Genomic DNA, 24,331 nt, shown 5'->3' with positions numbered 1-24,331 from the left:
CCGGGCGGGGCATCCCAGCCCGCCTGTGCCGCCGCCGGCGGTTCCCGTTTCCACCGCCATCACCAACCGACGCTTTGAGGAGCCACCCGCGTGGGAATTTCACTGGACGGACTTGCCAGCAACCTTGATACGACAGCGCTTATCAAGGCCATGATGGACATCGAACGCATCCCGCAGAACATCCTCTACAACAAATCGGTGCGCGCCCAGGCCACCGTCGACGCCCTGAAGGCGCTCAACACCGGGATCACCAATCTGACCGCGCTGTCGACGGCCGCCGCGAAACCGGGCGCCCTGGCCTTATTCACCGCCAACTCCTCCTCCACCGCGGCAACGGCCACCGCCGGCGCCGGCGCCGCCGCCGGTTCCGTAGACTTCACGATCGACCGGCTCGCCACTAAGCAGAGCTCGGTCTCGGCGCCCCTCACCCAGTGGCCCGACACCTCCCTGACCATCACCGGCGCCAACGGCACCGCCGTTACCGTCACCGCTGCGTCGACGAGCCTCGACGACGTCGTCAAGGCCGTCAATGCCTCCACCGCCAACGTCAGCGCCACCAAGGTCTCCACCGGTGACGGCAACTACCGTCTCCAGCTGACCTCCAAGGCCACCGGCGCGGCCGGGGCCTTCACCCTCTCCGGGACCGCGGGAACCTTCACCCAGATCCAGTCGGCCCAGGACGCGCAGATCACCCTGTGGAAGGGAACCGCCGCGGAACAGCCGGTCACCTCGGGGACCAACACGTTCGCGAACCTTCAGACCGGGCTCTCCGTCACCGTTGCGGCGGTCTCGGCTACCCCCGTCACCATCAGTGTGGCCCAGGACGCCGACGGCATCGCGGCCAAGGCCGAGGCCCTGGTTAAGGGCCTCAACGATGTGCTCGCCTACATCACGAGCAAGCAGAAGACCTCGACGACGGCGGACGCAAACGGAAAGCCGGTCACCACCCTCGGGGTGTTCACCACCGACAGCACGGTTCGGACCATCGGTCAGAGCCTGCTTACGGCGGCGTCGGCCCCGATCGGCGGCGTTTCGCCGTCGGAATACGGCATCAGCATCACCAAGAACGGCACCATGGAGTTCGACCCCGCGAAGTTCAAGGCCGCCCTGGCGAAGGATCCGGCGGCGGTAGACGCAGCGGTGCGCACCATCGGCTCGCGCCTCGAAGCGGCAGGGAAGACCGCCTCGGATAAATACGGGGGGATGATTGCGGCCAAGATCACCAGCGGCGAGGGTCAGGTCCGCGGTCTCAACGACCAGGTCGCGGCCTGGGATATCCGGCTGGCCTCCCGCGAGGCCCGTCTGAAGAGCACCTATGTCGCCCTTGAGGTGGCCATGCAGTCGATGAACAGCCAGTCCAGCTGGCTCACTGCCCAGCTCGCCTCGCTGTCGACCCAGGGAAGTGACGGAAAGAAATGATGATGAACACCTCCACCGACCAACGCCGGAAGTACCTGCGGGAATCGGTCCTCTCCGCGACACCGGCACGGCTGCTCACCATGCTCTACGACCGGCTTCTGCTCGACTTGGCCCGTGCCGAGCAGGCGCAGGCGGCCGAGAACTGGCAGGCCGCGTCGGCGCAGCTTCTCCACGCGCAGGAGATCATCGCCGAACTGTCCTCGTCCCTGAAGAAGGACGCGTGGGACGGAGCGGAGAACCTTTTCGGGCTCTACACCTACGTGTCGAACGCGCTGATGGCGGCCAACATGCACCGCGACATCAAGGCCACCCGGGAGTGCATCGCCCTGCTTGAGCCGCTGCGTGAGGCCTGGCACGAGGCTTCCGCTTCCCTGCCTGCCCAGAACTCCTGGGATCCGGCCCGATCCGCCGGGAGCCTGGGTGTGGCCTGACGCTGCGGGAGCCGAGGGGGCCGGCGCCCTGGGGCGAGCAGGCTGGACCGCGGCGCTGGCCCAGCTCGAGGACGTCGTTTTCGAAGCCCAGCGCGCCGCGTCCGACCCGCAGCTTCCCGCTCCCGCCATCGCAGCCTGGGAACCGCCGCAGGGCCTGGGCCCGATGCCCGCCGACCTCCGCGAACATGCCCGCCGCGTGAACGAGGCCCAGCTGGCCGCCCTGTCCGCACTGGGTCAGGCCCGGGCCACGGTGGCCCGCCACCTCGGGGCCGTCGAGTCGGCCTCAGCCGATCTGGCCAGGACGGGCAGCCTCGACGTCACGGGCTGAGCCCCCCTCCCCCCGCGCGCCCCGATGCGACCGGCACGGCTGAAAGCGACCAGTGGACCACGAAACGACGGCGACGGCCGAAATATCCGGCCCGGATGTCGCTTTCGGGTCCCGACGCCGCTTTTCGGTGCCGCGGACGCCGGGAGCGGTCCGGGTCGGGAGCGGCGGAGGCAGGCCCGCACGACGGCGCCGGCAGCTGATCAGGAGCGACTGCCTCCTCCGATCCGGTAGGACTCCTCGAGCAGCTCCTCCAGTTCCGGGACGTCAACCCGGGCGAGACGGACCAGGACCAGTTCGGGCGAACGCCGGTGATGCGGCGTGATGTAGTACGTGTCCGGATCGGCCGCGAGCAGCGCGTCGCGTTCCTGCGTCTTCACCGTCAGCACGCCCTCGGCCCACATCCGGGCGATCAGGGTGCGCGCGAACCAGGCCGGCTGGTTCCAGCTCGACCGTTCGGTGACTCCCGGCAGGGAAAGGCATTTGCGCCGCACGTCGTCCTCGGTTGCCACGTTTCCAAGGGTGTCAGGGACCGGCGGCACCGTCCAGCGTCAGGGTTCCGGGTGCGGCTGCGTCGTGCCCGGGCGGAACCCGAGTTCTTTCGGGGGTTTCCTTACCAACCCCGAGTGGATGCCGATAGGTATTGGTGAGCAGCCGTTGCTCACCCTCCAGGCCGCCGATCGGCCTGCACCTCCACCTCAAGGCAGGCCGCCGTGTTCGAATCCATCACCTCCCTGGGACTTCACAGTGCGCTCGACGGGCTGGCGCTGCGCCAAAAGGCCATCGCCAGCAACATCGCCAATGTGAACACCCCCGGCTACACCGCCCGCCGCGTCAAGTTCGAAGAGGCCCTGACCGCCTCCGTGCGCGCCGGCAGCGGCGCCGCCCAGAGCGAGATGCAGCGGTCCCTGGAGCCGACGAAGCTGAACGGGAACAACGTGAACCTCGATACCGAAACCCTCTCGAATATCGACACGGTGCTGCGCTACCAGTTTGCGGCACGCGCCGTCGAAGGAACGTTCAACAATGTCCGCACGGCGATGAGGACCAACTGATGACCTTCGACGCGATCGGCATCGCCGGGACCTCCCTCAGCGTGCACCGCAAGTGGCTCGACGCCGTGTCGGACAACCTCGCCAACATCAACACGGCCACCAGCACCGACGGTGCCGCCTTCCAGGCCCGCTACATCGTCGCGCAGGAAGGCGCCGGCGTCGGCGGGGTGTACGTCAGCGGGGCGGAGTGGGGTGACGCCGAGGGGCGGATGGTCCACGAACCCGACCACCCCCTGGCCGATGAGGACGGCTACGTCCGGTACCCCGACATCGACATGGGCGAACAGATGTCGATGCTCATCATGGCCCAGCGAGGCTACGAGGCCAACGCCGCCGTCGTCGACCGCGCCAAAACCACCTACGAAGCCGCACTGCAGATTGGAAGGTCCTGATGGCCCCCGCACCGCTGACCCCCGTCCAGGCGATCACCGCCACGGGCTACGTGCCCGCCACCGCCCCGGTCCCCTCGACCGACGGGTCGGCCTTCGCCTCGGCCCTGACCGCCGCCGTCGACAACGTGCAGGCCCTCTCGGGCGCGTCCGACACCCTGTCGCTGAAGGCCGCCAGCGGGAACCTCGACGACATCCACGACGCCACCATCGCCTCGACGCGGGCCGCGGTGTCCCTTGAGCTCGTCGCCGCCGTCCGCAACAAGGGCGTCGACGCGTTCAACGAGATCATGCGGATGCAGGCCTGATGGCCTCGCTCCTGCCGGCCTCGATGTCGCGCGTGGCCGGGACGGTCAAAGAATTCTCCCTGGCCCAGAAGACCCTGGCCCTGCTCGGTGTGGCCGTCCTCGTCCTCGGCTCCGTCCTGCTCACCTCCTGGCTCACCAAGCCCGCCTACACTCCCCTGTTCTCGGGGCTCCAGGCGGAGGACGCGAGCATCATCGTGGAGCAGCTGCGCACCGACGGGGTGCCCTACGAAATCACCAGCGGGGGCTCCACCATCCTCGTGCCCGAGGCGAACGTCTACGACCAGCGGCTGAAGGCCGCCTCCGCGGGGCTTCCCTCCGAATCGACCGGCGGCTACTCCCTGCTCGACGACATGGGCGTGACCTCCTCCGAGTTCCAGCAGTCCGTCACCTACAAGCGGGCCCTCGAAGGGGAACTTGCCGCCACCATCGAGACGATGGAGGGCGTTAAGACCGCCTCCGTGCAGCTCGCCATTCCCGAGGCCACGGTGTTCACCAAGGAAAAGGCCGACCCCACCGCCTCCGTGTTCGTCGAGACCCGCAGCGCCGCCGAACTCAGCGACGACCAGGTGCAGGCCATCGTGCACCTGACCTCGGCTTCCCTCGAGGGGATGCAGGCCAAGAATGTGGCCGTCATCGACTCGCGCGGCACCGTCCTGTCCGCCGTGGGCGTCGGCGCCACCGGCTCCTCCGACAAGCAGGCCTCCAACTACGAACAGCGCGTCTCCGGCGCCGTCCAGGCCATGCTCGACCGGGTCCTCGGCCCGGGCAACGCGACGGTGGCCGTCGCCGCGGACATGAACAATGAGTCCGGGGAACGGCTCGAGGAAACCTTCACCACCCCCGAGGACGCCCCGGCGCTGAACGAGTCCACGACCACCGAGACGTATACCGGGACCGGCGGCGGCGGAGCGGGCGTGCTCGGCCCGGACAATATCGCCGTGCCCGACGGCGGCAACGGCGACGGCACGTTCGACTCCGAAACCAGCACCCGCAACAACGCGCTCAACAAGACGACCGAGACGACGGCGATCCCCGCCGGCTCGCTTAACCGGCAGACCGTCTCGGTGGCCCTCGACGCCGAGGCCGCCCGCGGCCTGGACCTGGCCGCCCTGACCGGGCTGGTGAACACCGCCGCCGGCATCGACGCCGAGCGCGGGGACGCCGTCGCCGTCGAGGTCCTGCCGTTCAACACCGCCGGAGCCGACGAGGCCGCCGCCGCCCTGGCCGAGGCAAAGGCCGCCGAGAAGGAGGCCCGGAACGCCGAGCTGCTGCGCACCGGGTTCTACGCCATCGGGGCCGTACTGCTGGTGCTCATTCTCGTGATCGTCTTCGCCGTGCGGAACCGTCGCCAGCGCCGTGAGCTGATCGACCTGGGCGAGCGGCCGCTTGCGGCGCCGTTCGAGCTCGACCTGCCCGCCGTCACCCCGATCGAGCCGGCGCCCACGACGTCGTCGATCGGCGTGGTGCTGCCGCCGGCCCCGGCCGCGCCGGTGGAACCGGCCGCGGCCGAACGGGCCCGCAACGAGATCGAATCCCTCGCCGCCCGCGACCCGAAGAAGACCGCCGACTACCTGCGTGACCTGATGGACGAAAAGGTCCCGGTATGAACGAAACGGATATCGACCTCACCGGGATCCAGAAGGCCGCCGTCATCCTGATGCAGATGTCCCAGGAGCGGGCGGTGCAGGTGATGCAGCACTTCACGGAAGCCGAGGCCGAGGACGTGGCCTCCGAGATCGTGAAGCTGCGCTCGGTGAACCCGGACACCGCCGAGAAGGTCATCATCGACTTCCACGAGGTGACAGTCCAGGGCAAGCGGCCCGCCCGGGGCGGGCGGGACTTCGCCGCCGGCCTGCTCCAGGCGTCCTTCGGGCAGGAGAAGGCCGCCGGGCTGATGACCCGGATGGCCTCCACCATGGCCGGGAAGTCCTTCGAGTTCCTCGCCAACGCCGAACCCGGCCAGCTGCTCGGCATCCTCGACGGCGAACTCCCCCAGACCATCGCCCTCGTGCTCGCCCACCTCCGGCCCGATACGGCCTCCGCGGTGCTGGCGGGCCTGGGCGAGTCCCAGCGCGCGGACGTCGCCCAGTGCCTTGCCACCATGGGCGCGGCGTCCCCGGAGGCGCTCACGATCGTGGCCGACATCCTCAAGCTGCGGGCCGGTGCGATCCTCGCGCCGCGGAAGTCTTTCGAGGCCGTCGGCGGCATCCAGCCCCTCGTGGACATCATCAACCGCTCCGACGTCGCGATCGAAAAGGCCCTGCTCCAGGAACTCGAGGAGCGCGACCCGGAACTGGCCGAGGAGGTGCGCTCGCGGATGCTCACCTTCGCCGACATCGTCAAGCTCGAACGCCGCGACATCCAGGCCATCCTGCGCGGCATCGATCCGGCCCTGCTCGCCGTGGCAATGCGCGGGGCCCCCGCCGCCGTCGTCGAGACCATCCAAAAGAACGTGTCCGAGCGCAACAAGGAAATGCTCCAGGCCGAGATGAACGCCACCGGGCCGGTGCGCGCCTCCCAGGTCGAGGAGGCCCGCGCCGACATTGTGCGCGCCATCCGCGCCCTCGAGGCGGAGGGCTCCATCACCGTGCGCCGCGGCGAGGAGGACGACCTTGTCTACTGAGGAAGCGTTCTCCCCCATCGCCTACCCTTCGCTGCGCGATCCCGAGCGCGAACGCCTTGAGGCCGAAAGCCGCGTCCGCGGCCACGCCGCGGGTTACGCCGCCGGCCTGCGGGAGGCTGCGGCCCATGCCGCCGCCGTGGCGGAGCGGGCAGAGGAGGAACGGCTCGCGGCGGCCCGTGCGGCGGCCGTGCGCATCGAAGCTGCCCTCGGGGTGCTGCGCTCGGCCGCCTCCGCGCTCACCGCCGCCTCCGTTCCGGTGATCGACTCCGTCGAGGACGCGATCACGGCTGCGGCGTTTGAGCTGGCCGAAGCGGTGATCGGCTACGAACTGGCCGACGGCGGGAACTCCACCCGGTCCATCGTGGCCCGGGCGCTGAACGCTCCCCTGCCCTTCGCCGTCCATACGGTGCGGCTTCACCCGGGCGACCTGGCGCGGCTGACCGCGGCCGGAGTGTGCCCGCCGGAGGTGCAGCTGATCGCCGACCCCGCTTTGGCCGCCGGGGACGCCGTGGCCGAATACGCCGACGGGTTCCTCGACGCGCGCATCGGTTCCGCGGTGGCCCGGGTCCGCGCCGCCCTCGCCGGCGGTGGGGCGTGAGTACGACGGCGTGGCGGCCGCACCCCGGACGCTTCGCCACCGCCGTGCGGGTGGGTGCCCCGGAACAGGTCGGCACCGTCACCTCCGTCGTCGGCCTCGGCCTCGAGGTGTCGGGACTGGCCGGTGCCGTCGGGGACCTGCTGACCGTCGGCGACAGCGGCCGGGAGGTCATCACCGAGGTCGTCGCCGCCGAGGGGCCCCGGCTGCGCTGCATGCCGCTCGCCCCGGTCAGTGGCCTCGGCACCGGCCTGCCCGTGCGCGCCGCCACGGCTGCCGTCCTGGTTCCCACCGGCGCCGGGCTCTTCGGCCGGGTGCTCGACGGGCTGGGCCGGCCCATCGACGGCCGGGGCCCGGTGGACGCCGACGGCTTCGTGGCGCTCGACAAGGAATCGCCCAGCGCCATGGGACGGGCCCGGATCACCGATGTGCTCGCCACGGGCGTGCGCGCGGTCGACACCCTGACCACCATCGGCAAGGGCCAGCGGATGGGCCTGTTCGCCGGCTCCGGCGTCGGCAAGTCCTCGCTGCTCTCGATGATTGCCCGCGGCACCGACGCAGAGGTCTCGGTGATCGCTCTCGTCGGCGAGCGCGGCCGGGAGGTACGTGAATTCCTTGAGGACGACCTGGGCGCCGAGGGCCTGGCCCGCTCCATCGTCGTCGTCGCGACCTCGGACGAACCCGCCCTGATGCGCCTGCGGGCGGCGTTCACCGCCACCCGCATCGCCGAGTCCTTCCGCGACCGCGGCGCCGACGTCGTCCTGCTGATGGATTCCCTGACCCGGGTGGCCATGGCCCAGCGCGAGATCGGCCTGTCCGTCGGGGAGCCTCCCGCCACCCGCGGCTACCCGCCGTCCACCTTCTCGGTGCTCTCCCGGCTGCTCGAACGCGCCGGCACTGACACCTCGGGCTCGGTCACCGGGATGTACACGGTGCTGGTGGACGGAGACGACCACAACGAACCGATCGCCGACGCCGCGCGCTCCATCCTCGACGGCCATCTCGTCCTCGACCGCCGGCTGGCCGTGGCCGGGCACTTCCCCTCGATCGATGTCCTCGGGTCGATCTCCCGCGTCGCCTCGAAGGTCAATCCGAAGCAATACAGCAGCCTCGCCCTGACCCTGCGGAAGGTCCTCGCCGCCCGGCGCCAGGCCCAGGACCTGATCGACGTCGGCGCCTACCGCAGCGGCTCCAACCCGCTCGTCGACGCGGCGCTGGCGCACGAAGACCAGATCAACGCCTTCCTTCAGCAGGGCATGGACGACCAGACGCCGACCGCGGATGCCTGGAACCGGCTCGCCCTCCTCGCCCAATCCCTCGGAGGTATCCAATGACCCAGACCTTCCGGCTCGCCGGGCTGCTCCGCCTGCGCCAGCTCGAACAGGATGAGGCCGCCGGCGACCTCGCCGCAGCGAACGCGCGGGTCGCCGAGACCGCCGACCGTCAGTCGAAGGCGCGCACCGACCTGGAGACCACCGGGTCGGAGCCCACGGGCCCCGAGACCCTCGCGGCGATCGCCGCATCCCGCGCCGCAGCGCGCACCCTGCTCGCGGATCTCGAGGCCCTCGAGCGCACCCGCCGGGAATCGGCCGAGCAGGCACAGGCCGCGTTTTCCACGGCCCGGGCCCGCTCAATCGGGCTGGAGAAACTCGAGGCGAAGCACACGGTGCGCGAGGCCGCGGCCGATCTGCGCGCCGAGCAGCTGTTCCTCGATGAGCTCACCTCGTCGGCCCGGCATGCGGCGCGGGGTGCCGGGCGATGAGCATGGCCACCGCCCTTGAGAGGATCCAGCAGATCCAGGGCACTCTCGGTACCCTCAACTCCTCAATGGGGGCCCCGGCCTCCGCCGAGGCCCCGGGCCGGGCAGGGAAGGTCTCCCCCGCGGCGGCCGCCGAGGCGGCGGCCAATGCCTCAATGTTCGCCGAAGCGCTCTCGAGCGCCGGGGTAACCGCCGGTGGCACTGCGCCCGCGGTCCCCGCCGTGCCCGGCCTCGCCGGGCCCGCGGCCCCGGCCGCGGGAGGCAGCGAAGGCGGGTCCGCGTCCCCGGTGGAGGCCGCAGCGCGGAAATACCTCGGCCTGCCCTACATCTGGGGCGGCAACGACCCGGCGGCCGGCCTCGACTGCTCGAGCTTTGTGCAGCACGTCTTCCGGGACCTCGGCTACGAGCTGCCCCGCACCACCTGGGACCAGGTCAACCAGGGCACACCCGTGGCCTCAATGGCCGAGGCGCGCCCCGGAGACCTGCTGTTCACCTTCAACACCGGGCACGTGTCGATCTACCTGGGCAACGGCAAGGCTGTCGACGCTCCGCAGCCCGGCTCAACCATTCAGATCCGGGACGCCTGGGAGAACGATTCGAACGTCACGGCCATCCGGCGCATCCTGCCCGCCGGCTCCTCCTTCGGCGCGGCCTCCGCGGGAGCCGCACGATGAGCGGCACCGCGCTGGGCCTGCGCGGGACGGCGACGGCATCCGCGCCGGCGCCGATCCCCGCGGTCCGGACGGGAGGCGGGTCGGGTGCCGGCTTCGCCTCGGCCCTCGGTGAGGCGCTGGCGGGGCCGTCCAGGCGCCCCGGCTCCGCCGCCGGCCCCGCCGAGCCTGCCCATCCCCGGACCGACCGCGGCGCGGCCGACCGCAGTGCCGGACGTCCGGATCCTGCCGGGGCGCGCCGCCCTGCCGACTTTCCGACACCTGCCGATCCCCGCACCGGCTCCACCGGCGCTACGCCCGGTGAGGCGTCTGTCTCCGGCGTCGGCGGACCCGGCGCGGGCCCGCAGACGCCCGGCGGGGTCGCCGGCACCACGCCGGCCGACGGACCTACTGGCGGACCTGCCAGCGACGCCAAACCCGCCGACGGCGCCTGCGGGCACACAGCACCGGACACCGCCGCGACCGCAGGTGTTGCCGGCACAGTAGCTGCCGCCGCCCATCCAGCCGGCACGGTTCCGGCCGGCGTCGGGCCCGGCACACCGGGCCTCGTCACCTCTGGTGGTGCCGATCCGGCCGGGACCACGGCCACCGGAAGTACCGGCACCGATACCAGCACCGGCACCGGCACCGGCACCACCCTGCCGTCAGCCGCCGCCCCGCTCCGCGGCACGGAGGGCCCGCCCACCGGCGGGAGGACCGGAGGGGACCCTTCGCCCTCCGCCCACCGCGGGACGCCCACAGAAATTCTGCCCGGTTCCGGCACGACGGCCGCGGCCGGATCCTCCTCCGGCCCGGCCGCGGCAGCCTCCTCCGCACCCGCCGCTGCCGGATCGGCCGCAGTGCCCGTAATCCCGACACCGGCAGCAGCACCCGCGCTGCCCGGGGAGGGACCGGCCACGGCGTCCTCCGCTGCCGTGGCAGGACCGGGCGCCGGCTCCGGTGCACCCGCGGTTCAGCCGTCCGGTCCCCCCGTGCCGGTCCCGGGCGCGGGCCCGCAGCCGGTCTCGACGGCCGGCGCCGCCGTGCCTATCGATCCCGCCGCACCGGCCTCCGCCGGTGCGGCGTTCCACCCCGGCCCAGCCGGTACCGACACCGCAGCCGCCGCGACCGGCGCACCCGCCACGGCGGCACCGGCACCCGGTGCCCCGGCACCCGCCGCCCCCGCAGGGCCGGTACCGCACCCCCAGGGGCCCCTCCCCGGCCTTCAGCCTCCCGCCGGTGTCCTCCCGATGCCGGCCGCTGCACCGGCCGTACCGGGCACCGGAAACGCTGCCGCTCCCGCCCCACCGCCGGCCGCCCTCGCCGCCCAGCTGTCCCGGCCGGTGACAGCCCTGGCGGGCAAGACCCCGGGCGAGCACGTTCTGGTGCTGAAGGTCACCCCAGAGGACCTCGGCCCGGTGACGGTCCGCGCCCTCATCGGTGCGGACAGCAGTGTCCGGGTCGAACTCTTCGCTCCCACCGATGGAGGCAGGGACGCCCTCAAGGCGGTGCTCGCGGAACTCAAGCGGGACCTGGCCGGCTCCGGCCTCAACGCCAGCCTCGACCTGTCCTCCCGCCACCAGCCCGGCGAGCCGGGGGCGGAGGGATCGCGGCGCGGTCCCGCCCAGCAGCACCCGGGCCGGTCCCCTGCCGGCCGGGACGACGACGCCCCGCAGCCCGACCGCCGCCCACGCCTTTCCGACGACGCGCCTTCACTGAATGTGATGGCCTGAGAAATGGAGATCCAGTGCCCATCGATCCAGTAGCAGCGCCGGCCCCGGGCGGGATGTACGCCACGGCGCCGTCCCGCGCGCCGCAGCAGCAGATGGACAGCAAGGTCTTCATGACCCTGCTCGTCACGCAGCTGCAGCACCAGGACCCCGGTTCACCCATGGACACCAACGCCATGATCGGCCAGACGACGCAGCTGGCCATGATGGAGCGGCTCACCGAACTCTCCGCCCAGGGCGAGGAGGCCTTCGGGCTGCAGATGAGAGCGGCCGCTGCCGCCCTCATCGGCAAGAAGGTCAGTTACGCCAAGGACGACGGCACGGTAGCCACCGGCACCGCGTCCTCGGTGTCCTTCGAAGGCGCCGTTCCCCGCGTCAAGGTCGGCGACGCGACGGTCCCCCTCGACCAGATCTCCGGCATCGTCTCCTAGCACCATCCACCCGCACTCCACCCCTCTCGGAAGGAAGCACAATGCTCCGCTCACTCTTCTCCGGCATCTCCGGCATGCGTTCCCACCAGACGATGCTCGATGTCACCGGCAACAACATCGCCAACGTCAACACCAACGGGTTCAAGTCCTCCTCCGTGCAGTTCCAGGACACCCTCTCGCAGCTGCAGCAGGCGGCCGGCGGCGGTGACGACACCCGCGGCGGCACCAACCCGGCCCAGATCGGCCTGGGCGTGCAGGTCGCCGGAATCTCGACCAACTTCGCCCAGGGCTCCGCCCAGGCCACGGGCAAGGCGACGGACCTGATGATCTCCGGCGACGGCTTCTTCGTCCTGAACTCCGGTGGCCAGCAGGTCTACAGCCGGGCCGGTTCGTTCGACGCCGACTTCGACGAGCGCGGCCGCCTGGTCACTCCCGACGGCGCGTTCCTCCAGGGCTGGCCGGCCGTCAACGGCGTCGTGCAGAAGGGTGGAGCCGTCGACAACATCGTCCTGGGCCAGAACACCGCCCCGGCCGTGGCCACCACCAGCGCGACCATCGACGGGAACCTGCCGGCCGAGTCCGCCGTCGGGTCCTCCCTGGTGCGCGACGTCAAGGTCTACGACGCCTCGGGCAATGTGCGCACCCTGTCCCTGACCTTCACCCGGACCGCCGGCGGCTGGAACGTCAACGGCGCCGACGGCGCCGCCACGGGCACCACCGCCCTCACCTTCACCGACGGCAAGCTCACCGGAGGCGGCGCGCTGACCGTCGGCGGTGTCGACGTCGACCTCACCGGCGTGACCGGCTTTGCGGGCCTGAGCACGGTGAAGGTCTCGGCGCAGGACGGCCGGGCCGCGGGCACCCTCGAGTCCTTCGCCCTGGGCAAGGACGGAAGCATCACCGGCGCGTTCAGCAACGGCAGCCGGATCGTCATCGGCCAGATCGCCCTGGCCACCTTCACCAACCCCGGCGGGTTGGAAAAGGCCGGAGGATCCACCTTCCGGGCCACCGCCAATTCCGGCAACCCCACGCTCGGCACCGCCGGTTCGCCCGGATTCGGCACCCTCGCCAGCGGCTTCCTCGAGATGTCCAATGTGGACCTGTCGCAGGAGTTCACCAACCTCATCGTGGCCCAGCGTGGTTTCCAGTCCAACGCGCGTGTCATCACCACCTCGGACGAGGTCCTTCAGGAACTGACGAACCTCAAGCGGTAAATCTTCGGAAGAACCGGCACAACGACGCGTCGCCCGCCCTCCGCGTGGCGCGAAGCTTCGCCTATGGGCCGTTCAGGATCGATGAAATTGGCGCCGGACACCAGTCCGGCGCCAATTCGCCTTGTGCACTGATAATTCCGGGAAACCGCGGGGAGCTCAGCAACCGCCCCGATCAGGACCCCCTTCGAGGGTCTTATCCCGTGGGATCAACGATGTGCTTGGACGGTCCTATCCATGGTGGGCGGCAGCCGGGAATCGGACGGTGAAGGTGGTGTTGCCGGGCTCGCTGCGCACGTCGATGGAGCCGTGATGTGCGGCCACGATGGCTTCAACGATCGACAGGCCCAGCCCTGATGTCCCCTGTCCACCTGTTCGGGCCTCGTCGGCGCGCGTGAACCGGGCGAACATCTTATCGATGAAGCCCGGATCGATGCCCGGCCCATCATCGGTCACCGTGAGGGTCGCCTCGGTGGGCCCAGGGGTCAAGCTCGTCACAATGGTGGTTCCAGGCCCCGTGTGCTTGTGCGCATTGGAGAGCAGATTCAGCAGGACCTGACGCAGCTGGTTCTTGTTGCCGTCCACAAGGACTGGCTCCCCGGGTAGGTGGACACTCCACTGGTGCCCTCTCGCGGCTACCCGCATGTCGCTGACCGCTTCAACCGCTAGCTCCGTCAGGTCGACGCTCTCCTGCGGTCCGGCGTGGCCCTCATCGAGCCGTGCCAGGAGCAGCAGGTCCTCAACCAGCGTGCTCATCCTTGCGGATTCTGATTCGACCCGGCGCAGTGAAGCCTCGCTCTGGGGATTAAGCAGCCCCGCCAGGCGTATGAGTTCCGCGTGGGAGCGGATGGCGGCAAGCGGTGTACGCAGTTCATGGCTCGCATCGGCGACGAACTGCCGCACCTGGGTTTCGCTGCGCTGGCGGGCGTTGAGGGCGTAGGCGACGTTGTCGAGCATCTTGTTGAACGCATTCCCCACGCTGCCGACCTCGGTGCGAGGCGACCCCGGGGCAGCACGGGCCGCCAGCGCCACCTCGCCCTGGTTCAGCGGCATCTCCGAGACAGCGGTCGCCACCTCCGACAGATCGTTCAGCGGCCGGAGCGTGCGGCGGATGACCTTTCTCGCGGTGATCCCGGTGGCGGCAAGACCTGCCAGGGAGATGGTCGCCATGGTGCCGCCGAGCGCATCCAGGGTGGTGTCCTTTGCCTCGGTGGCCAGGCCGGTGATGAGGATGTCGGGCTCCCCATCCCCGTCCTCGTCCTCCTCCTGAACGGCCATGAGACGGTACTCTCCGATCGATAGCGATCGCTCCACCGGCGGGCTCAGCTCCGGAAGATCGTTGAGGGTCTGAACGTCGGAGGGAGACAGGTGGGTATGCTCACCGTCGGCCGTGAACAGGCCGGAGCGGACCACCTCACCGTCGCACTTGAGCGCGCTGAGGGTTTCGGTCACCTGCGCGGGGAAACCTGTCGAAGCAGCGGTCTGCTCGGCATCCGCCAACGGCGCAGGATCCCCGAGCTCCAGGGTGCGGTTCGATGCTTCCTGCAGGCGGCCGTCGAGTTGTTGGGTGAGCACCACCTCCATCACGGCGTAGCTCAGCCCGGTCACGGCAGCGCAGATGGCCGCGAGGAGCGCCAGCGTGACGACCAGCAGCTTCGTGCGCAGCTTCCAGGCGGAGAATGGCCATCGGCGGTCGAATCTGCCTCTGATGGAGGTGCTCGCTTCACCGGCGCTGGCTGCCATTGAGTTCCTCCGCCGGTTTGAGGACGTATCCGGCTCCCCTGACGGTATGGATCATTGGTGCGCGGCCCTGGTCGATCTTTTTCCGGAGGTAGGAGATATACAGCCCGACAACCGTCGACTGACCATCGAAGGCGTGGTCCCAGACGCCCTCGAGTATCTGGGCCTTGCTGAGGACCCGCCGTGAATTCTCCATCAGGAAACGCAGCAGGTCGAACTGCGTCGCTGTAAGCTCAACGTCCTGCCCTCCCCTGCTGACTTCGCGTGTATCTAAGTTCAGGGCCAGATCACCGACCACCAGCTCCGTGCTGCGCACGGCAGTGAGTCCCGAGCGCAGGACCAGCCGATGCAGGCGGAGCACGACTTCCTCGAGGCTGAAGGGCTTTGAGACATAGTCATCGCCTCCGGCGGCGAGGCCGGTGATGCGGTCCTCCAAACCGCCTTTCGCCGTGAGGAAAAGCGCAGGTACTGACGGCGCCGATGCCCGGATCTCAGTGAGCACCTCAACGCCGTCGAAGCCGGGGAGCATCACGTCGAGAACCAGGACGTCCGGGCGGAACCGCCGCGCCTCCCGCACCGCCGAGGGACCGTCCCCTGCAACGGCGACTTCCCAACCAACCATGCTCAGCCCCATGCCGACCGCCTCGGACAGCGCCGGCTCGTCGTCGACCACCAAGGCCCGCACTGAGGAACCGTCCGGATGGCGCAGCGGCGGTAGATCCGCCATGAAGTTCGCCGACCCTCCCGCGCTCATGAAGTCATTCTGGTGCTCCCCGCACCTTCGGGTCTAGTGGCAGCATCCACCGCACGGCACCCCGGTGCCCCTCGATTCCCAGCAAACTCACAGGGATTCGATAAGAGCGGCATACACGACGCCCTTCTACTGGAATCAGATGCAGGTTCCGCCCCGAGGATCCCCAGGGTCGTGGCTTGTCAGCTTGGTTAGGGGAAATACATGTTCACTACCGTTTCATCGAGGGATGCTTCCTCGACGACGGGATCCCGCCTGACCGGGATTGATGCCGCGCGCGGTCTCGCCCTCATTGGATTGATGGTCATCCACACCCTTCCACTCGAGGACGACGAGGGTAACCCGACCCTGTTGTGGACAGTCTTTTCAGGGCATTCGGCAGCCCAGTTCGCCCTGCTGGCCGGGGTGGCGCTGACCTTCAGCAGCGGCGGAAGGGAACCGCTCAACGGCAGGCCCCTCAGGTCGGCGCGCGCCGGCGTCGCAGTGCGTGCGGCCCTGATCACCCTGCTGGGGCTGACTATCGCCTATGTTGACACCCCACCAGCCATCATCCTCGCCTACTACGGCGTCATGTTCTTTCTCGCCATTCCCCTGCTGGGCCTGGGGGCGCGGGCTCTTGCCGCAATCGCAGCGGGACTGGCCTTAACGGCGCCCGTTCTCGCCCAGGGCCTGCGCGACTCCCTTCCGGAACCGGGCTTCAACCCTACGCTCACAGACCTCCTTGCCGAACCGGGCGTTGTCATCACCCAGCTGCTCCTGACCGGGGATTACCCGGCCGTGCTGTACCTTGCGTACATCTGCGCCGGGTTGGCGATCGGGCGCCTGGACCTGCACTCCCGGCTCGTCCAGATCAGGCTTGCGGCTGCCGGACTGGTTCTGGCCGCCGTTTCCTGGCTGCTGTCGGCCCTGCTGTTGGGTCCGTGGGGAGGGTTGAGCCGGCTTCAGGATGCCTCCTCGGACCTCGATGCAGAAGCGATCGACGAAATCATCACCTGGGGGCCCGAAGATTACGTTCCAACGGATTCTCTTTGGTGGCAGGCGCTCGCCACGGGGCACTCCAACACAGTCCTGGAAAAGCTCAATACCATCGGCACGGCAACGGCTGTCCTGGCGGCGTTCCTGCTCCTGGCCAGGGTTGCCGCGCGCATCCTGATTCCACTTGCGGCACTTGGCAGCATGACGCTGACGCTTTACTCCGCCCACCTCCTGGTTCTCGCCACGGGGTTCCTCGAGGAGGATCCCGTTGCCTTGGTCATCACTCAAATCTGCGGGGCGGCCGTGTTTGCCCTGGCCTGGCGGCACACCCGCAGGCACGGTCCGTTGGAGGGCATCGTCGCCTCTGCATCCCGGCGTGCCCGCACCCTCGGATCATAAGGACACCCGACCATGAAGAGCCCCTTGTTCCGGCTTGCGAAGTCCGAAAACTTTTCCTTCATCCTGATCGGCATCAGCATCGTCCTGGGACTGCTGGTATCAGGCACCATCCTGTTTATTCGGTTTGCCGTCCCGGTCCTTGACCAGCTCGTTCCGGTTCTTGCCCGGTCCTAGGCCTACGAGCAGCAGTTGATTGTCAGCTGGGGCCGAGGGACGAGAGCCGCCCCGCCGAGATTGCAGGTCACCACCCTTCGGGGTCGGGAAAGCGTGGTTATGTGCCGTCTCGGCGGGTGGGCCCCGGGCAGCGGCTCCTAACGAACCGCGCCGAACTGCCGACTGTTACAAAGGAGCAGCCCGACCGGGCCGCCGACACGAGAACGCGGAACGGAACCCATGATTGTCCTGACCCGGCTGAACGGCACCGACCGGTTCGGCATCAACCCCGATCTCGTGGAGCGCATCCATGCCAGCCCGGACACCACCCTCGTCATGGTCAACGGGATGCGGCACATCGTCACCGAGTCCCTCGATGAGGTGATCACACTCGTCGTCGAATTCCGCGCGCGGGTCCTCACCTACGCCCACCGGCTGCCTGGTGCCGACGCCGGCGACGCCGCGGGAAGCGTCACCGGGCCGGGAACCGTCACGGAGGCCCGCGCCGAGAGCGGGCGCGAGCCGACGCACCTGAGCATTGTCCACCCGCACGACGTCCTGCCCGGTCCCGCCGGCCAGCGCCCCAGAAAGTAGCGCCATGGATCCCGCAACCCTGATCGGTCTCCTCCTCGCGTTCGGCTCCCTCTACGCCATGATCTTCATGGAGGGCGCGCACGTCAGCTCCCTGCTGCTGCCCGCCCCGATGATCCTGGTGCTCGGCGCCACCATCGCCATCGGCATCGCCAGCTCGACCATTAAGGACGTTCTCCAGGCGGTGAAGTCCCTGCCCAAGGCGTTCCGCGGCCGGACCGACTCGCCGCAGGACAGCGTGGACCAGATCATCCGGTTCGCGGAGAAGGCCCGCGCCGACGGACTGTTGGCCCTTGAGGCCGAGGCGGCCGAAACCGACGATCCGTTCATGAAGAACGGGCTGCAGAACATCGCCGACGGCACCGACGGCGAGGATCTGCGCATCCTGCTCGAGGACGAAATCAGCACCCGCCGGAAGGCGAACCACGCCGTCTCCAAGTTCTACAACAGCCTCGGCGGGTACGCCCCGACCGTCGGGATCGTCGGCACGGTCGTGTCGCTGACCCACGTCCTTGAGAACCTCTCCAACCCCGAGGAACTCGGGCACATGATCGCCGCGGCGTTCGTGGCGACCCTGTGGGGCCTGCTCTCGGCCAACTTCATCTGGCTGCCGATCGGTGCGCGCCTCGCCCGGCTCTCCGAACTCGAACTCGAACAGATGAACCTCCAGATGGAGGGACTGCTCGCCGTGCAGGAAGGGGCCCAGCCCATCCTCCTCGGCGAACGGCTCACCGCCATGATCCCTCCCCATAAGCGGGGCGGGAAGCGGAAGGAAGCACCCCCCACCGCTTCCGACCTTGAGGCGGCCGCGTGAGCCGCAGGGGCCCGCGCCGCGGCTACCGCGCGAGCCAGCTTGAGGAGTTCCACGCCGACGAACGCTGGGCCGTGTCCTACGCCGACATGGTCACCGTGCTGATGTGCCTTTTCATCGTCCTGTTCGCCATGTCCTCGGTGGACGTGGCGAAGTTTGAGAAACTCAAGAACTCCCTGGCCACGGGTTTCGGCGTGGAGAACGTGGGCAAGGTCGACACCGCCGAGGGCATCGTCCTGCCTCCGGAGCTGGCCGAGGAGGAGGGCGAGGACCTCACTGACCTCGAACTCGCCATCCAGGAGGTGGACGACCTCGAGGCCATCAAGGAGCGCATTACGGCCGCCCTGACGAAGGAGGGCCTTGAGGACACCGTCCGATTCACCCTCGACGAACGCGGCCTCACCGTCCGCATGGTCAGCTCGGAGACCTTCTTCAACCCCGACCGCGCGGAACTGACAGCGGCCGCGCAGCTCGTGCTCGACGCGACGGCGCCGGAACTGCGGTCGACGACGCGGGAGGTCACCGTCGAGGGCCACACCGCCAAGCTCCCGGACGACCGCTACGTGCTCGACTGGGAACTGTCGACGGCGCGGGCGGTCAATGTCGTCCGGCACCTGGTCGAGCAGGGCGGGGTCGAGAGCACCCGCATGGAGGCCAGCGGCTACGGCGAGTCCCGGCCCCTGAACGAGGGCCGCACCGAGGCGGACCTGAAGCTCAACCGCCGGGTCGACATCGTCGTGCTCTCCGACCAGCCGGAGAGCGTCCGGTCCCTGATCCCGGAAGTGGTCGAACAGCGCCCCTGACGGAGCGGCAGCCCGATGCGGGGGGCCAACGGCTTACGGGCCGGGTCTGACCGCCGATAGTGATTATCGTGACCCCCTCCAACGTTCAGGAAACCCTCCTGCCCGAGCCCGCACGCACGGTCGAGGTATACGACTTCCGCCGGCCCACGACGCTCGCCCGCGAGCACAGCCGCGCCCTCGAAGTGGCCTTCGAGACCTTCGCCCGGCAGTGGGGCACTCAGCTGACGGCGAAGGTCCGCGTCAAGGCGCAGGTCACCACCCACCAGGTCCTCATGCAGACCTACGACGAATACGCCGCATCCCTCCCCTCGACCACCGCCATGGTGCTGTGCCGGCTCGAGGACTACGAGTCGCAGGCCGTCATCCAGTTCCCGACCTCCTCGGCCCTGGCCTGGGTGGGGCGCATGCTCGGCGGCAACGGCAGCCAGCCCGCGCCGGGCCGGAAGTTCACCCAGATCGAACAGGCTCTCGTGAAACGGCTGATGGAGGACGCCCTTGAGGACCTGCGCTACTCCTTCGGCTCCCTGCTGCCCATGGCGCTGAGTTTCAACTCCATCCAATACAACGCCCAATTCGCCCAGGCCGCCGCGCCGTCGGACCTGATGGTGGTCGCCACCTTCACCCTCCGGGTTGGGGAGAACACCGCCGAGGGGACCGTGGCCCTGCCGGCCGAAACCGTCCTGCCGCAGCTCGGGGCGACAAACCCGACGACGTCCCCGGAGAACGCCGCGGAGCTGCTGCGCCAGCAGATGGCGTGGGTCCCCGTCGAGGTGTCGGTGGGCCTGATGCCGGTGACCGTGAGGCCCGAGGCCATCCTCCGCCTCGCGGTGGGAGACCTGATTCCCCTGAACCATCCCGAACGGCGGCCCCTTGAGGTCCGCATCGCCGGACAGCGCATCGCCCGGGCCGGCCTTGGCCGGAACGGCGCCCGCCTGGCGGCCCAGATCGTCGATACCGAGGAGAACCCAGCATGACCGTTTCCGTTGCCACCCTCAAGGACTCCGCCGCCGAGGCGCTGGTCGGGCTGCTTCCCTCGGCAGCTCCGGTCAGCGCGGTTCCCGCCCCGGACCACGCCGCCGCGGCCGCCCGCGCGGCCGGCGCGGTGACCGCTGCCTACGTCGGGACCCGCTCGGCGGACCTCGCCGTCGTGCTCGAGGGCACCGGGTCCCTCGTTGCTGCTGCCGGCACCGACACCCCGCTTGTGTCCTTCAAGGACGTGCTGCGCCCCGCCCTCGAGGCGGCGGCCGCGGTGCTCGGCGGAGGAGTGCTCGGCGAGGCCCGGATCGAGGACGCGTCGGCCCTGTTCGCCGACCCGGAGACGACGGTGTTCGAACTGGCCTCCGGCGGCGGGACGGCGGGATGGTTCGCCATCCGGGTCCGCGAGTACGGAACGCTCAACCCCACCCCGGTCTCCGGGGAGTCGGTTGTCGGCAAGCTCGGCCGCATCAACAGTGTGGAGATGGCCCTGACCGTGGAGATCGGGCGGACCCGGATGTCGGTGCGCGACGTGCTCAACCTCGAGCCCGGCGGCGTGGTTGAGCTTGACCGGTCGGCCGGCGCCCCCGCGGATGTCCTGCTCAACGGGCGGCTGATTGCCCACGGCGAGGTCGTCGTGGTGGACCAGGACTTCGCTGTGCGCATCACCAAGATCCTCGACGTGGCAGAGGGCGTTAACTGACGATGGATTCACTCATCCTCATCCTGAGGGTGCTGCTCGCCCTAGGCGCCGTGCTCGCCGTCCTTGTGCTCGCGCACCGGTACGCCCGGCGCACGGCCGGCGCGGCGACCGGGGAGAAGCTGCTGACGGTCCTCGCCCGCCAGGGCGTCGGCTCCAAGGCCTCCGTCGTGGTCGTCGAGACCGCAGGCCAGCGCCTCCTGCTCGGCGTCACCGAGCAGTCGGTCACCGTGCTGTCCACCTCGGAGGCCCCTGCCCCGGAGACCGCAGGGCAGGGCGCCGAGGCGTTTTCGCGCGTCCTGCACCAGGCCACCGCCGGCAAGCACCGCTCGGCGGCGCCCACCGGGTCCATCCTGTCGCCGGCGGCGCTGAAGCAGGTCCTCTCCGCCGGCCTCGGCGGGCCGAAGGGGTGATGTGCCTGCCGCCGCGCCGTGCCGCACTCCGCTTCCGCCTTGCCCTGCTGGCCTTCGCCGCGGGGGTTCTCCTGCTGCTCCTGCAGGCGCCGGCCGCCTCCGCCGTCCAGTTTCCCCCGCCGCAGCCGCCCGTTCCCGCCCCCGTGGTTCCCGCCCCGCCGGCCCCGGCCGATCCGGGCCCGTTGCAGCCGAACCCCGGGGCCCCCGCGCCGGCCTCCCCTGATCCGCTGAACCCTCCAGCACCGGTGGACCCGGCGCCTCCGGCCCCGCCCACCGATCCTGCCGCGCCGGACGGCGACGGGTCGGTGGTGATCAACGGCCCCAACGGCACCCCATCCTCGGCTGTGGTGACGCTGCTGGGCATCACGCTGCTCACCGTCGCGCCGTCCCTGCTGCTGATGATGAGTTCGTTCACGAAGATCTTCGTGGTGCTGGTGATGACGCGCAACGCCCTGTCGTTGCCCTCGATCCCGCCTAACCAGGTCATCGCCGGCCTGGCGCTGTTCCTGTCGTTCTTCATCATGGGCCCGGTGCTGGGGGACATCAACAGCGGCGCCGTGCAGCCCTACCTCGACGGCGACTTCACCTTCCAGGAGGCCTACACCGAGGCCGCCGGCCCGATCCAGCAGTGGATGCTGCAGTTCACCCGCGAGGAGGACATCGCCCTGATGACCCGGGCCGCCGGGATGGACAACCCGGCCACCCCCGAGGATGTGCCGCTGACCACCCTGATTCCGGCGTTCATGATCTCCGAACTGCGGGCCGCGTTCATCATCGGCTTCGTCATCTTCATCCCCTTCCTGGTCATCGACCTCGTCGTGTCCTCGGCGTTGATGTCGATGGGCATGATGATGCTGCCCCCGGTGATCATCTCCCTTCCGTTCAAGATCCTGCTGTTCATCCTCGTTGACGGCTGGGGCCTGATCGTCACCGCACTCATCCGAAGCTACGCCTGAGCCATGGATACAAATGCCGTCCTCGACATCGGCCTCCAAGGCCTGTGGGTCTCCGCCAAGCTTGCCGCGCCGGTCCTGATCACCGCGCTCGCCGTGGGGTTCGGGATCTCCCTGCTGCAGTCGATCACCCAGATCCAGGAAGTCACCCTTTCCTTCGTCCCCAAGGCCGCCGCCGTGGGCGTCGTCCTGCTGATCTCAGGACACTGGATGATCTCCGAGATGGTGTCCTTCACCCACGCCCTGTTCGACAAGATCCCCTCATTGCTCGAGGGAGGCTGAGTGGAACTGGGCCTGAACCTCGGCTGGCTTGAACCGGTGATGCTCGCCGGCGTGCGCATGGTGTCGTTCCTAGTCATCGCCCCGCCGTTTTCCTACACCGCGTTTCCGGCGCGCATCAAGGTGATGCTGGCGCTCGGCCTGGCCCTGGCTGTCTCCCCCGCCGTCACCCCCGGCTACACCGAACGCGGCACGGCGGCATTCTTCGGTGCACTCGTGCTGGAGATCGGCGCCGGGGTGCTCATGGGCTTCCTCGTTTACCTGGTCTTCGCCGCGATCCAGTCCGCCGGTGGCCTGATCGACCTGATGAGCGGATTCCAGATGGCCCAGGCCTTCGACCCGCATTCGCTGATCAACGGCGCCCAGTTCACCCGGCTGTTCCAGATGACCGCGCTGGCCCTGATGTTCTCCTCCGACGCCTACCAGCTGATCCTCGGCGGGCTGATCCGCAGCTTCACCGCCATCCCGCTGGGCGGCGGAGTCTTCCTCGCCGACCCGGTGGCGGCAATCATCACCGCGGTCACCGGTATGTTCCTGGCCGCCGTCCAGATCGCCGGCCCGCTGCTCGTCGTGTTCTTCCTCTCCGACGTCGGCCTGGGCCTGCTCAACCGGGTCGCCCCGGCCCTCAACGCGTTCGCCCTCGGGTTCCCGCTGAAGATCCTGCTGGCCCTCGCCCTGGGCTCCGTCGTCATGCTCGCCCTGCCGCGGGTCGTGTCCGCTCTCACCCAGGAGGCCCTGGCACTGCTGGGAGGTGTGGGATAGATGGCCGACGATTCCTCCCAGGAACGGACCGAACAGGCCACCGAAAAGCGGATGAAGGAGGTCCGCGAGAAGGGCCAGCTGTCCAAGTCCTCCGACCTGACCGCGTGGCTGGGCATCGGCGCGGCCGCGGTGATGCTTCCCTCGACCATTTCCCGCGGGGCCGACGCCGCCGCCGACCAGCTCTTCAGCGTCCGCACCATCGCCGCGGCGCCGGAACCCGGCATCGCCCTGGGCGTGCTCGGCGAGGCCCTGGCCTCGATCGCCGGCACGCTGCTCCCCATGCTGCTTGCCGTGGTGGGAGCGGTCCTGGCCGGGGCGGCCGGCCAGGGCGGGATCCAGTTCAAGAAGTTCCGCGGGAAGTTCGAGCAGTTCAACCTGGTCACCGGGGTCAAGAACACCTTCGGCATGCAGGCCCTGTGGAACGGGGTGAAGGCGCTGCTGAAGACCGCCGTCCTCGGAACGGTGCTGTACTGGGTGGTCCAGGGGCTCATGCCCACCCTGCTGAGCGCCGGCGGGTTGTCGGTGGCCGCCCTGCTCTCGGCCACCGGCGGGGGCGTCGCCGCGCTGCTGCGCTTCGCCGTCCTGGCCGGGGTGGTGCTCGCCGTCGCCGACGTCTTCGTGGTGGGCCGGCGGAACCGGAAGAAGACCCGGATGACCCGCAAGGAGGTCAAGGACGAGAACAAGAGCACCGACGGCGATCCCCTGATCAAGTCCCAGCGGCGCGCCCGGCAGATGGCCCTGTCCCGGAACCGCATGATCGCCGCCGTCGGTGGGGCGGACGTCGTCCTGGTCAACCCCACCCACGTCGCCGTGGCCCTCAAGTACGAGGCCGGGGTCTCCGCACCGCGGGTCGTCGCCAAGGGGGCCGGCCCGGTGGCCCTGAAGATCCGCGAGAAGGCCGAACAGGAAAAGGTCCCGCTGGTCCAGGACATCCCGCTGGCCCGGGCCCTGCACGGGGCCTGCGAACTGGGCCAGGAGATCCCAGCCGAGTTCTACGCCGCCGTCGCCGGGGTCCTCGCCTTCGTCCTGCGGCTGAAGCAGCGCGGCAGCGCGGCCGGCATCCACCGGGCCTTCCGGAAGGGGTCCTTCCTTGACTGAGA

General features: G+C 69.6%; 30 protein-coding genes. 27 read left to right on the top strand and 3 right to left on the bottom strand.

Going from position 1 to position 24,331, the window contains the following annotated elements:
• Nucleotides 1-90 precede the first annotated feature (90 nt).
• The 3 genes from fliD to E2F48_RS11210 are packed head-to-tail and all read left to right on the top strand — an operon-like array spanning nucleotide 91 to nucleotide 2,178.
• On the top strand, nucleotides 91-1,419 hold the full coding sequence (gene fliD, locus E2F48_RS11220; protein ID WP_133404023.1) for a flagellar filament capping protein FliD: 1,329 nt from the start codon (nucleotides 91-93) through the stop codon (nucleotides 1,417-1,419).
• Entirely contained in the window at nucleotides 1,416-1,850 is a 435-nt protein-coding gene (gene fliS, locus E2F48_RS11215; protein ID WP_342772590.1) for a flagellar export chaperone FliS, read from the top strand. Before fliD ends, fliS begins: the two co-directional genes overlap by 4 nt.
• Complete coding sequence (locus E2F48_RS11210; RefSeq protein WP_133404022.1) at nucleotides 1,840-2,178, top strand: hypothetical protein; 339 nt, start codon at nucleotides 1,840-1,842, stop codon at nucleotides 2,176-2,178. Before fliS ends, E2F48_RS11210 begins: the two co-directional genes overlap by 11 nt.
• Before the next feature lie 200 nt (nucleotides 2,179-2,378).
• Here E2F48_RS11210 and E2F48_RS11205 read toward each other — a convergent pair whose 3' ends face one another.
• The gene (locus tag E2F48_RS11205; RefSeq protein ID WP_133404021.1) at nucleotides 2,379-2,687 is read right to left on the bottom strand and encodes an MmcQ/YjbR family DNA-binding protein; all 309 of its coding nucleotides are present in this window, start codon (nucleotides 2,685-2,687) and stop codon (nucleotides 2,379-2,381) included.
• Nucleotides 2,688-2,888: 201 nt separating this feature from the next.
• Between E2F48_RS11205 and flgB the strand changes: the two genes are divergently transcribed.
• From flgB to E2F48_RS11145, 12 genes are read left to right on the top strand one after another with little or no spacing between them, the layout of a single operon-like run.
• Complete coding sequence (gene flgB / locus E2F48_RS11200; protein ID WP_133404020.1) at nucleotides 2,889-3,230, top strand: flagellar basal body rod protein FlgB; 342 nt, start codon at nucleotides 2,889-2,891, stop codon at nucleotides 3,228-3,230.
• Complete coding sequence (locus E2F48_RS11195; protein WP_133404019.1) at nucleotides 3,230-3,622, top strand: flagellar basal body rod protein FlgC; 393 nt, start codon at nucleotides 3,230-3,232, stop codon at nucleotides 3,620-3,622. Before flgB ends, E2F48_RS11195 begins: the two co-directional genes overlap by 1 nt.
• Entirely contained in the window at nucleotides 3,622-3,927 is a 306-nt protein-coding gene (fliE, locus tag E2F48_RS11190) for a flagellar hook-basal body complex protein FliE (RefSeq protein ID WP_133404018.1), read from the top strand. Before E2F48_RS11195 ends, fliE begins: the two co-directional genes overlap by 1 nt.
• A complete protein-coding gene (gene fliF, locus E2F48_RS11185; RefSeq protein ID WP_133404017.1) occupies nucleotides 3,927-5,534 on the top strand; it encodes a flagellar basal-body MS-ring/collar protein FliF in 1,608 nt (535 codons plus the stop codon). Before fliE ends, fliF begins: the two co-directional genes overlap by 1 nt.
• Nucleotides 5,531-6,550 carry a flagellar motor switch protein FliG gene (gene fliG, locus E2F48_RS11180; protein ID WP_133404016.1) on the top strand — a complete coding sequence of 340 codons (1,020 nt, stop codon included), beginning with the start codon at nucleotides 5,531-5,533 and terminating at the stop codon, nucleotides 6,548-6,550. The genes fliF and fliG overlap by 4 nt, the downstream gene beginning before the upstream one ends.
• Nucleotides 6,540-7,148, top strand: a complete 609-nt coding sequence (locus E2F48_RS11175) for a FliH/SctL family protein (protein WP_133404015.1) — start codon at nucleotides 6,540-6,542, stop codon at nucleotides 7,146-7,148. Before fliG ends, E2F48_RS11175 begins: the two co-directional genes overlap by 11 nt.
• Nucleotides 7,145-8,479 (top strand): FliI/YscN family ATPase, encoded by a 1,335-nt coding sequence (locus E2F48_RS11170; protein WP_133404014.1) that lies wholly within the window; start codon nucleotides 7,145-7,147, stop codon nucleotides 8,477-8,479. Before E2F48_RS11175 ends, E2F48_RS11170 begins: the two co-directional genes overlap by 4 nt.
• The gene (locus tag E2F48_RS11165) at nucleotides 8,476-8,907 is read left to right on the top strand and encodes a hypothetical protein (RefSeq protein WP_133404013.1); all 432 of its coding nucleotides are present in this window, start codon (nucleotides 8,476-8,478) and stop codon (nucleotides 8,905-8,907) included. The genes E2F48_RS11170 and E2F48_RS11165 overlap by 4 nt, the downstream gene beginning before the upstream one ends.
• On the top strand, nucleotides 8,904-9,578 hold the full coding sequence (locus E2F48_RS11160; protein WP_133404012.1) for a C40 family peptidase: 675 nt from the start codon (nucleotides 8,904-8,906) through the stop codon (nucleotides 9,576-9,578). Before E2F48_RS11165 ends, E2F48_RS11160 begins: the two co-directional genes overlap by 4 nt.
• Nucleotides 9,575-11,287: a flagellar hook-length control protein FliK gene (locus E2F48_RS11155; RefSeq protein ID WP_133404011.1), complete on the top strand. Its 1,713-nt coding sequence runs from the start codon at nucleotides 9,575-9,577 to the stop codon at nucleotides 11,285-11,287. Before E2F48_RS11160 ends, E2F48_RS11155 begins: the two co-directional genes overlap by 4 nt.
• A 14-nt stretch (nucleotides 11,288-11,301) precedes the next feature.
• Nucleotides 11,302-11,715, top strand: coding sequence for a flagellar hook assembly protein FlgD (locus E2F48_RS11150; protein ID WP_246018838.1), 414 nt, complete (start codon nucleotides 11,302-11,304; stop codon nucleotides 11,713-11,715).
• A gap of 41 nt (nucleotides 11,716-11,756) precedes the next feature.
• On the top strand, nucleotides 11,757-12,929 hold the full coding sequence (locus E2F48_RS11145; RefSeq protein WP_133404010.1) for a flagellar hook protein FlgE: 1,173 nt from the start codon (nucleotides 11,757-11,759) through the stop codon (nucleotides 12,927-12,929).
• Between the two features lie 228 nt (nucleotides 12,930-13,157).
• Here E2F48_RS11145 and E2F48_RS11140 read toward each other — a convergent pair whose 3' ends face one another.
• A complete protein-coding gene (locus tag E2F48_RS11140) occupies nucleotides 13,158-14,669 on the bottom strand; it encodes a sensor histidine kinase (protein ID WP_133404009.1) in 1,512 nt (503 codons plus the stop codon).
• Complete coding sequence (locus E2F48_RS11135) at nucleotides 14,650-15,420, bottom strand: response regulator transcription factor (protein ID WP_185149813.1); 771 nt, start codon at nucleotides 15,418-15,420, stop codon at nucleotides 14,650-14,652. Before E2F48_RS11135 ends, E2F48_RS11140 begins: the two co-directional genes overlap by 20 nt.
• Before the next feature lie 201 nt (nucleotides 15,421-15,621).
• Between E2F48_RS11135 and E2F48_RS11130 the strand changes: the two genes are divergently transcribed.
• From E2F48_RS11130 to E2F48_RS11080, 12 genes are all read left to right on the top strand, one after another.
• Nucleotides 15,622-16,791 carry a heparan-alpha-glucosaminide N-acetyltransferase domain-containing protein gene (locus E2F48_RS11130; RefSeq protein ID WP_133404008.1) on the top strand — a complete coding sequence of 390 codons (1,170 nt, stop codon included), beginning with the start codon at nucleotides 15,622-15,624 and terminating at the stop codon, nucleotides 16,789-16,791.
• Between the two features lie 12 nt (nucleotides 16,792-16,803).
• Entirely contained in the window at nucleotides 16,804-16,965 is a 162-nt protein-coding gene (locus tag E2F48_RS17335; RefSeq protein WP_165968745.1) for a hypothetical protein, read from the top strand.
• Between the two features lie 219 nt (nucleotides 16,966-17,184).
• Complete coding sequence (locus E2F48_RS11125) at nucleotides 17,185-17,538, top strand: flagellar FlbD family protein (RefSeq protein WP_133404007.1); 354 nt, start codon at nucleotides 17,185-17,187, stop codon at nucleotides 17,536-17,538.
• Nucleotides 17,539-17,542: 4 nt separating this feature from the next.
• Nucleotides 17,543-18,349: a motility protein A gene (locus E2F48_RS11120; protein WP_133404006.1), complete on the top strand. Its 807-nt coding sequence runs from the start codon at nucleotides 17,543-17,545 to the stop codon at nucleotides 18,347-18,349.
• Entirely contained in the window at nucleotides 18,346-19,149 is an 804-nt protein-coding gene (locus tag E2F48_RS11115; protein ID WP_246018837.1) for an OmpA/MotB family protein, read from the top strand. The genes E2F48_RS11120 and E2F48_RS11115 overlap by 4 nt, the downstream gene beginning before the upstream one ends.
• Before the next feature lie 68 nt (nucleotides 19,150-19,217).
• Complete coding sequence (locus E2F48_RS11110) at nucleotides 19,218-20,123, top strand: flagellar motor switch protein FliM (RefSeq protein ID WP_246018835.1); 906 nt, start codon at nucleotides 19,218-19,220, stop codon at nucleotides 20,121-20,123.
• Nucleotides 20,120-20,827: a flagellar motor switch protein FliN gene (gene fliN, locus E2F48_RS11105; protein WP_133404005.1), complete on the top strand. Its 708-nt coding sequence runs from the start codon at nucleotides 20,120-20,122 to the stop codon at nucleotides 20,825-20,827. The genes E2F48_RS11110 and fliN overlap by 4 nt, the downstream gene beginning before the upstream one ends.
• Before the next feature lie 2 nt (nucleotides 20,828-20,829).
• Nucleotides 20,830-21,237 carry a FliO/MopB family protein gene (locus E2F48_RS11100; protein ID WP_133404004.1) on the top strand — a complete coding sequence of 136 codons (408 nt, stop codon included), beginning with the start codon at nucleotides 20,830-20,832 and terminating at the stop codon, nucleotides 21,235-21,237.
• A complete protein-coding gene (gene fliP, locus E2F48_RS11095; RefSeq protein ID WP_133404003.1) occupies nucleotides 21,237-22,193 on the top strand; it encodes a flagellar type III secretion system pore protein FliP in 957 nt (318 codons plus the stop codon). Before E2F48_RS11100 ends, fliP begins: the two co-directional genes overlap by 1 nt.
• Before the next feature lie 3 nt (nucleotides 22,194-22,196).
• Nucleotides 22,197-22,472: a flagellar biosynthesis protein FliQ gene (gene fliQ, locus E2F48_RS11090; protein WP_133404002.1), complete on the top strand. Its 276-nt coding sequence runs from the start codon at nucleotides 22,197-22,199 to the stop codon at nucleotides 22,470-22,472.
• On the top strand, nucleotides 22,473-23,231 hold the full coding sequence (locus tag E2F48_RS11085) for a flagellar biosynthetic protein FliR (RefSeq protein ID WP_133404001.1): 759 nt from the start codon (nucleotides 22,473-22,475) through the stop codon (nucleotides 23,229-23,231).
• Nucleotides 23,232-24,329, top strand: coding sequence for an EscU/YscU/HrcU family type III secretion system export apparatus switch protein (locus E2F48_RS11080; protein ID WP_133404000.1), 1,098 nt, complete (start codon nucleotides 23,232-23,234; stop codon nucleotides 24,327-24,329).
• Nucleotides 24,330-24,331 lie beyond the last annotated feature (2 nt).

Origin of the sequence: Arthrobacter crusticola (assembly GCF_004357995.1) — a bacterium.
GTDB classification, from domain to species: domain Bacteria; phylum Actinomycetota; class Actinomycetes; order Actinomycetales; family Micrococcaceae; genus Arthrobacter_D; species Arthrobacter_D crusticola.
This window is presented reverse-complemented; position numbering and strand designations above follow the sequence as displayed.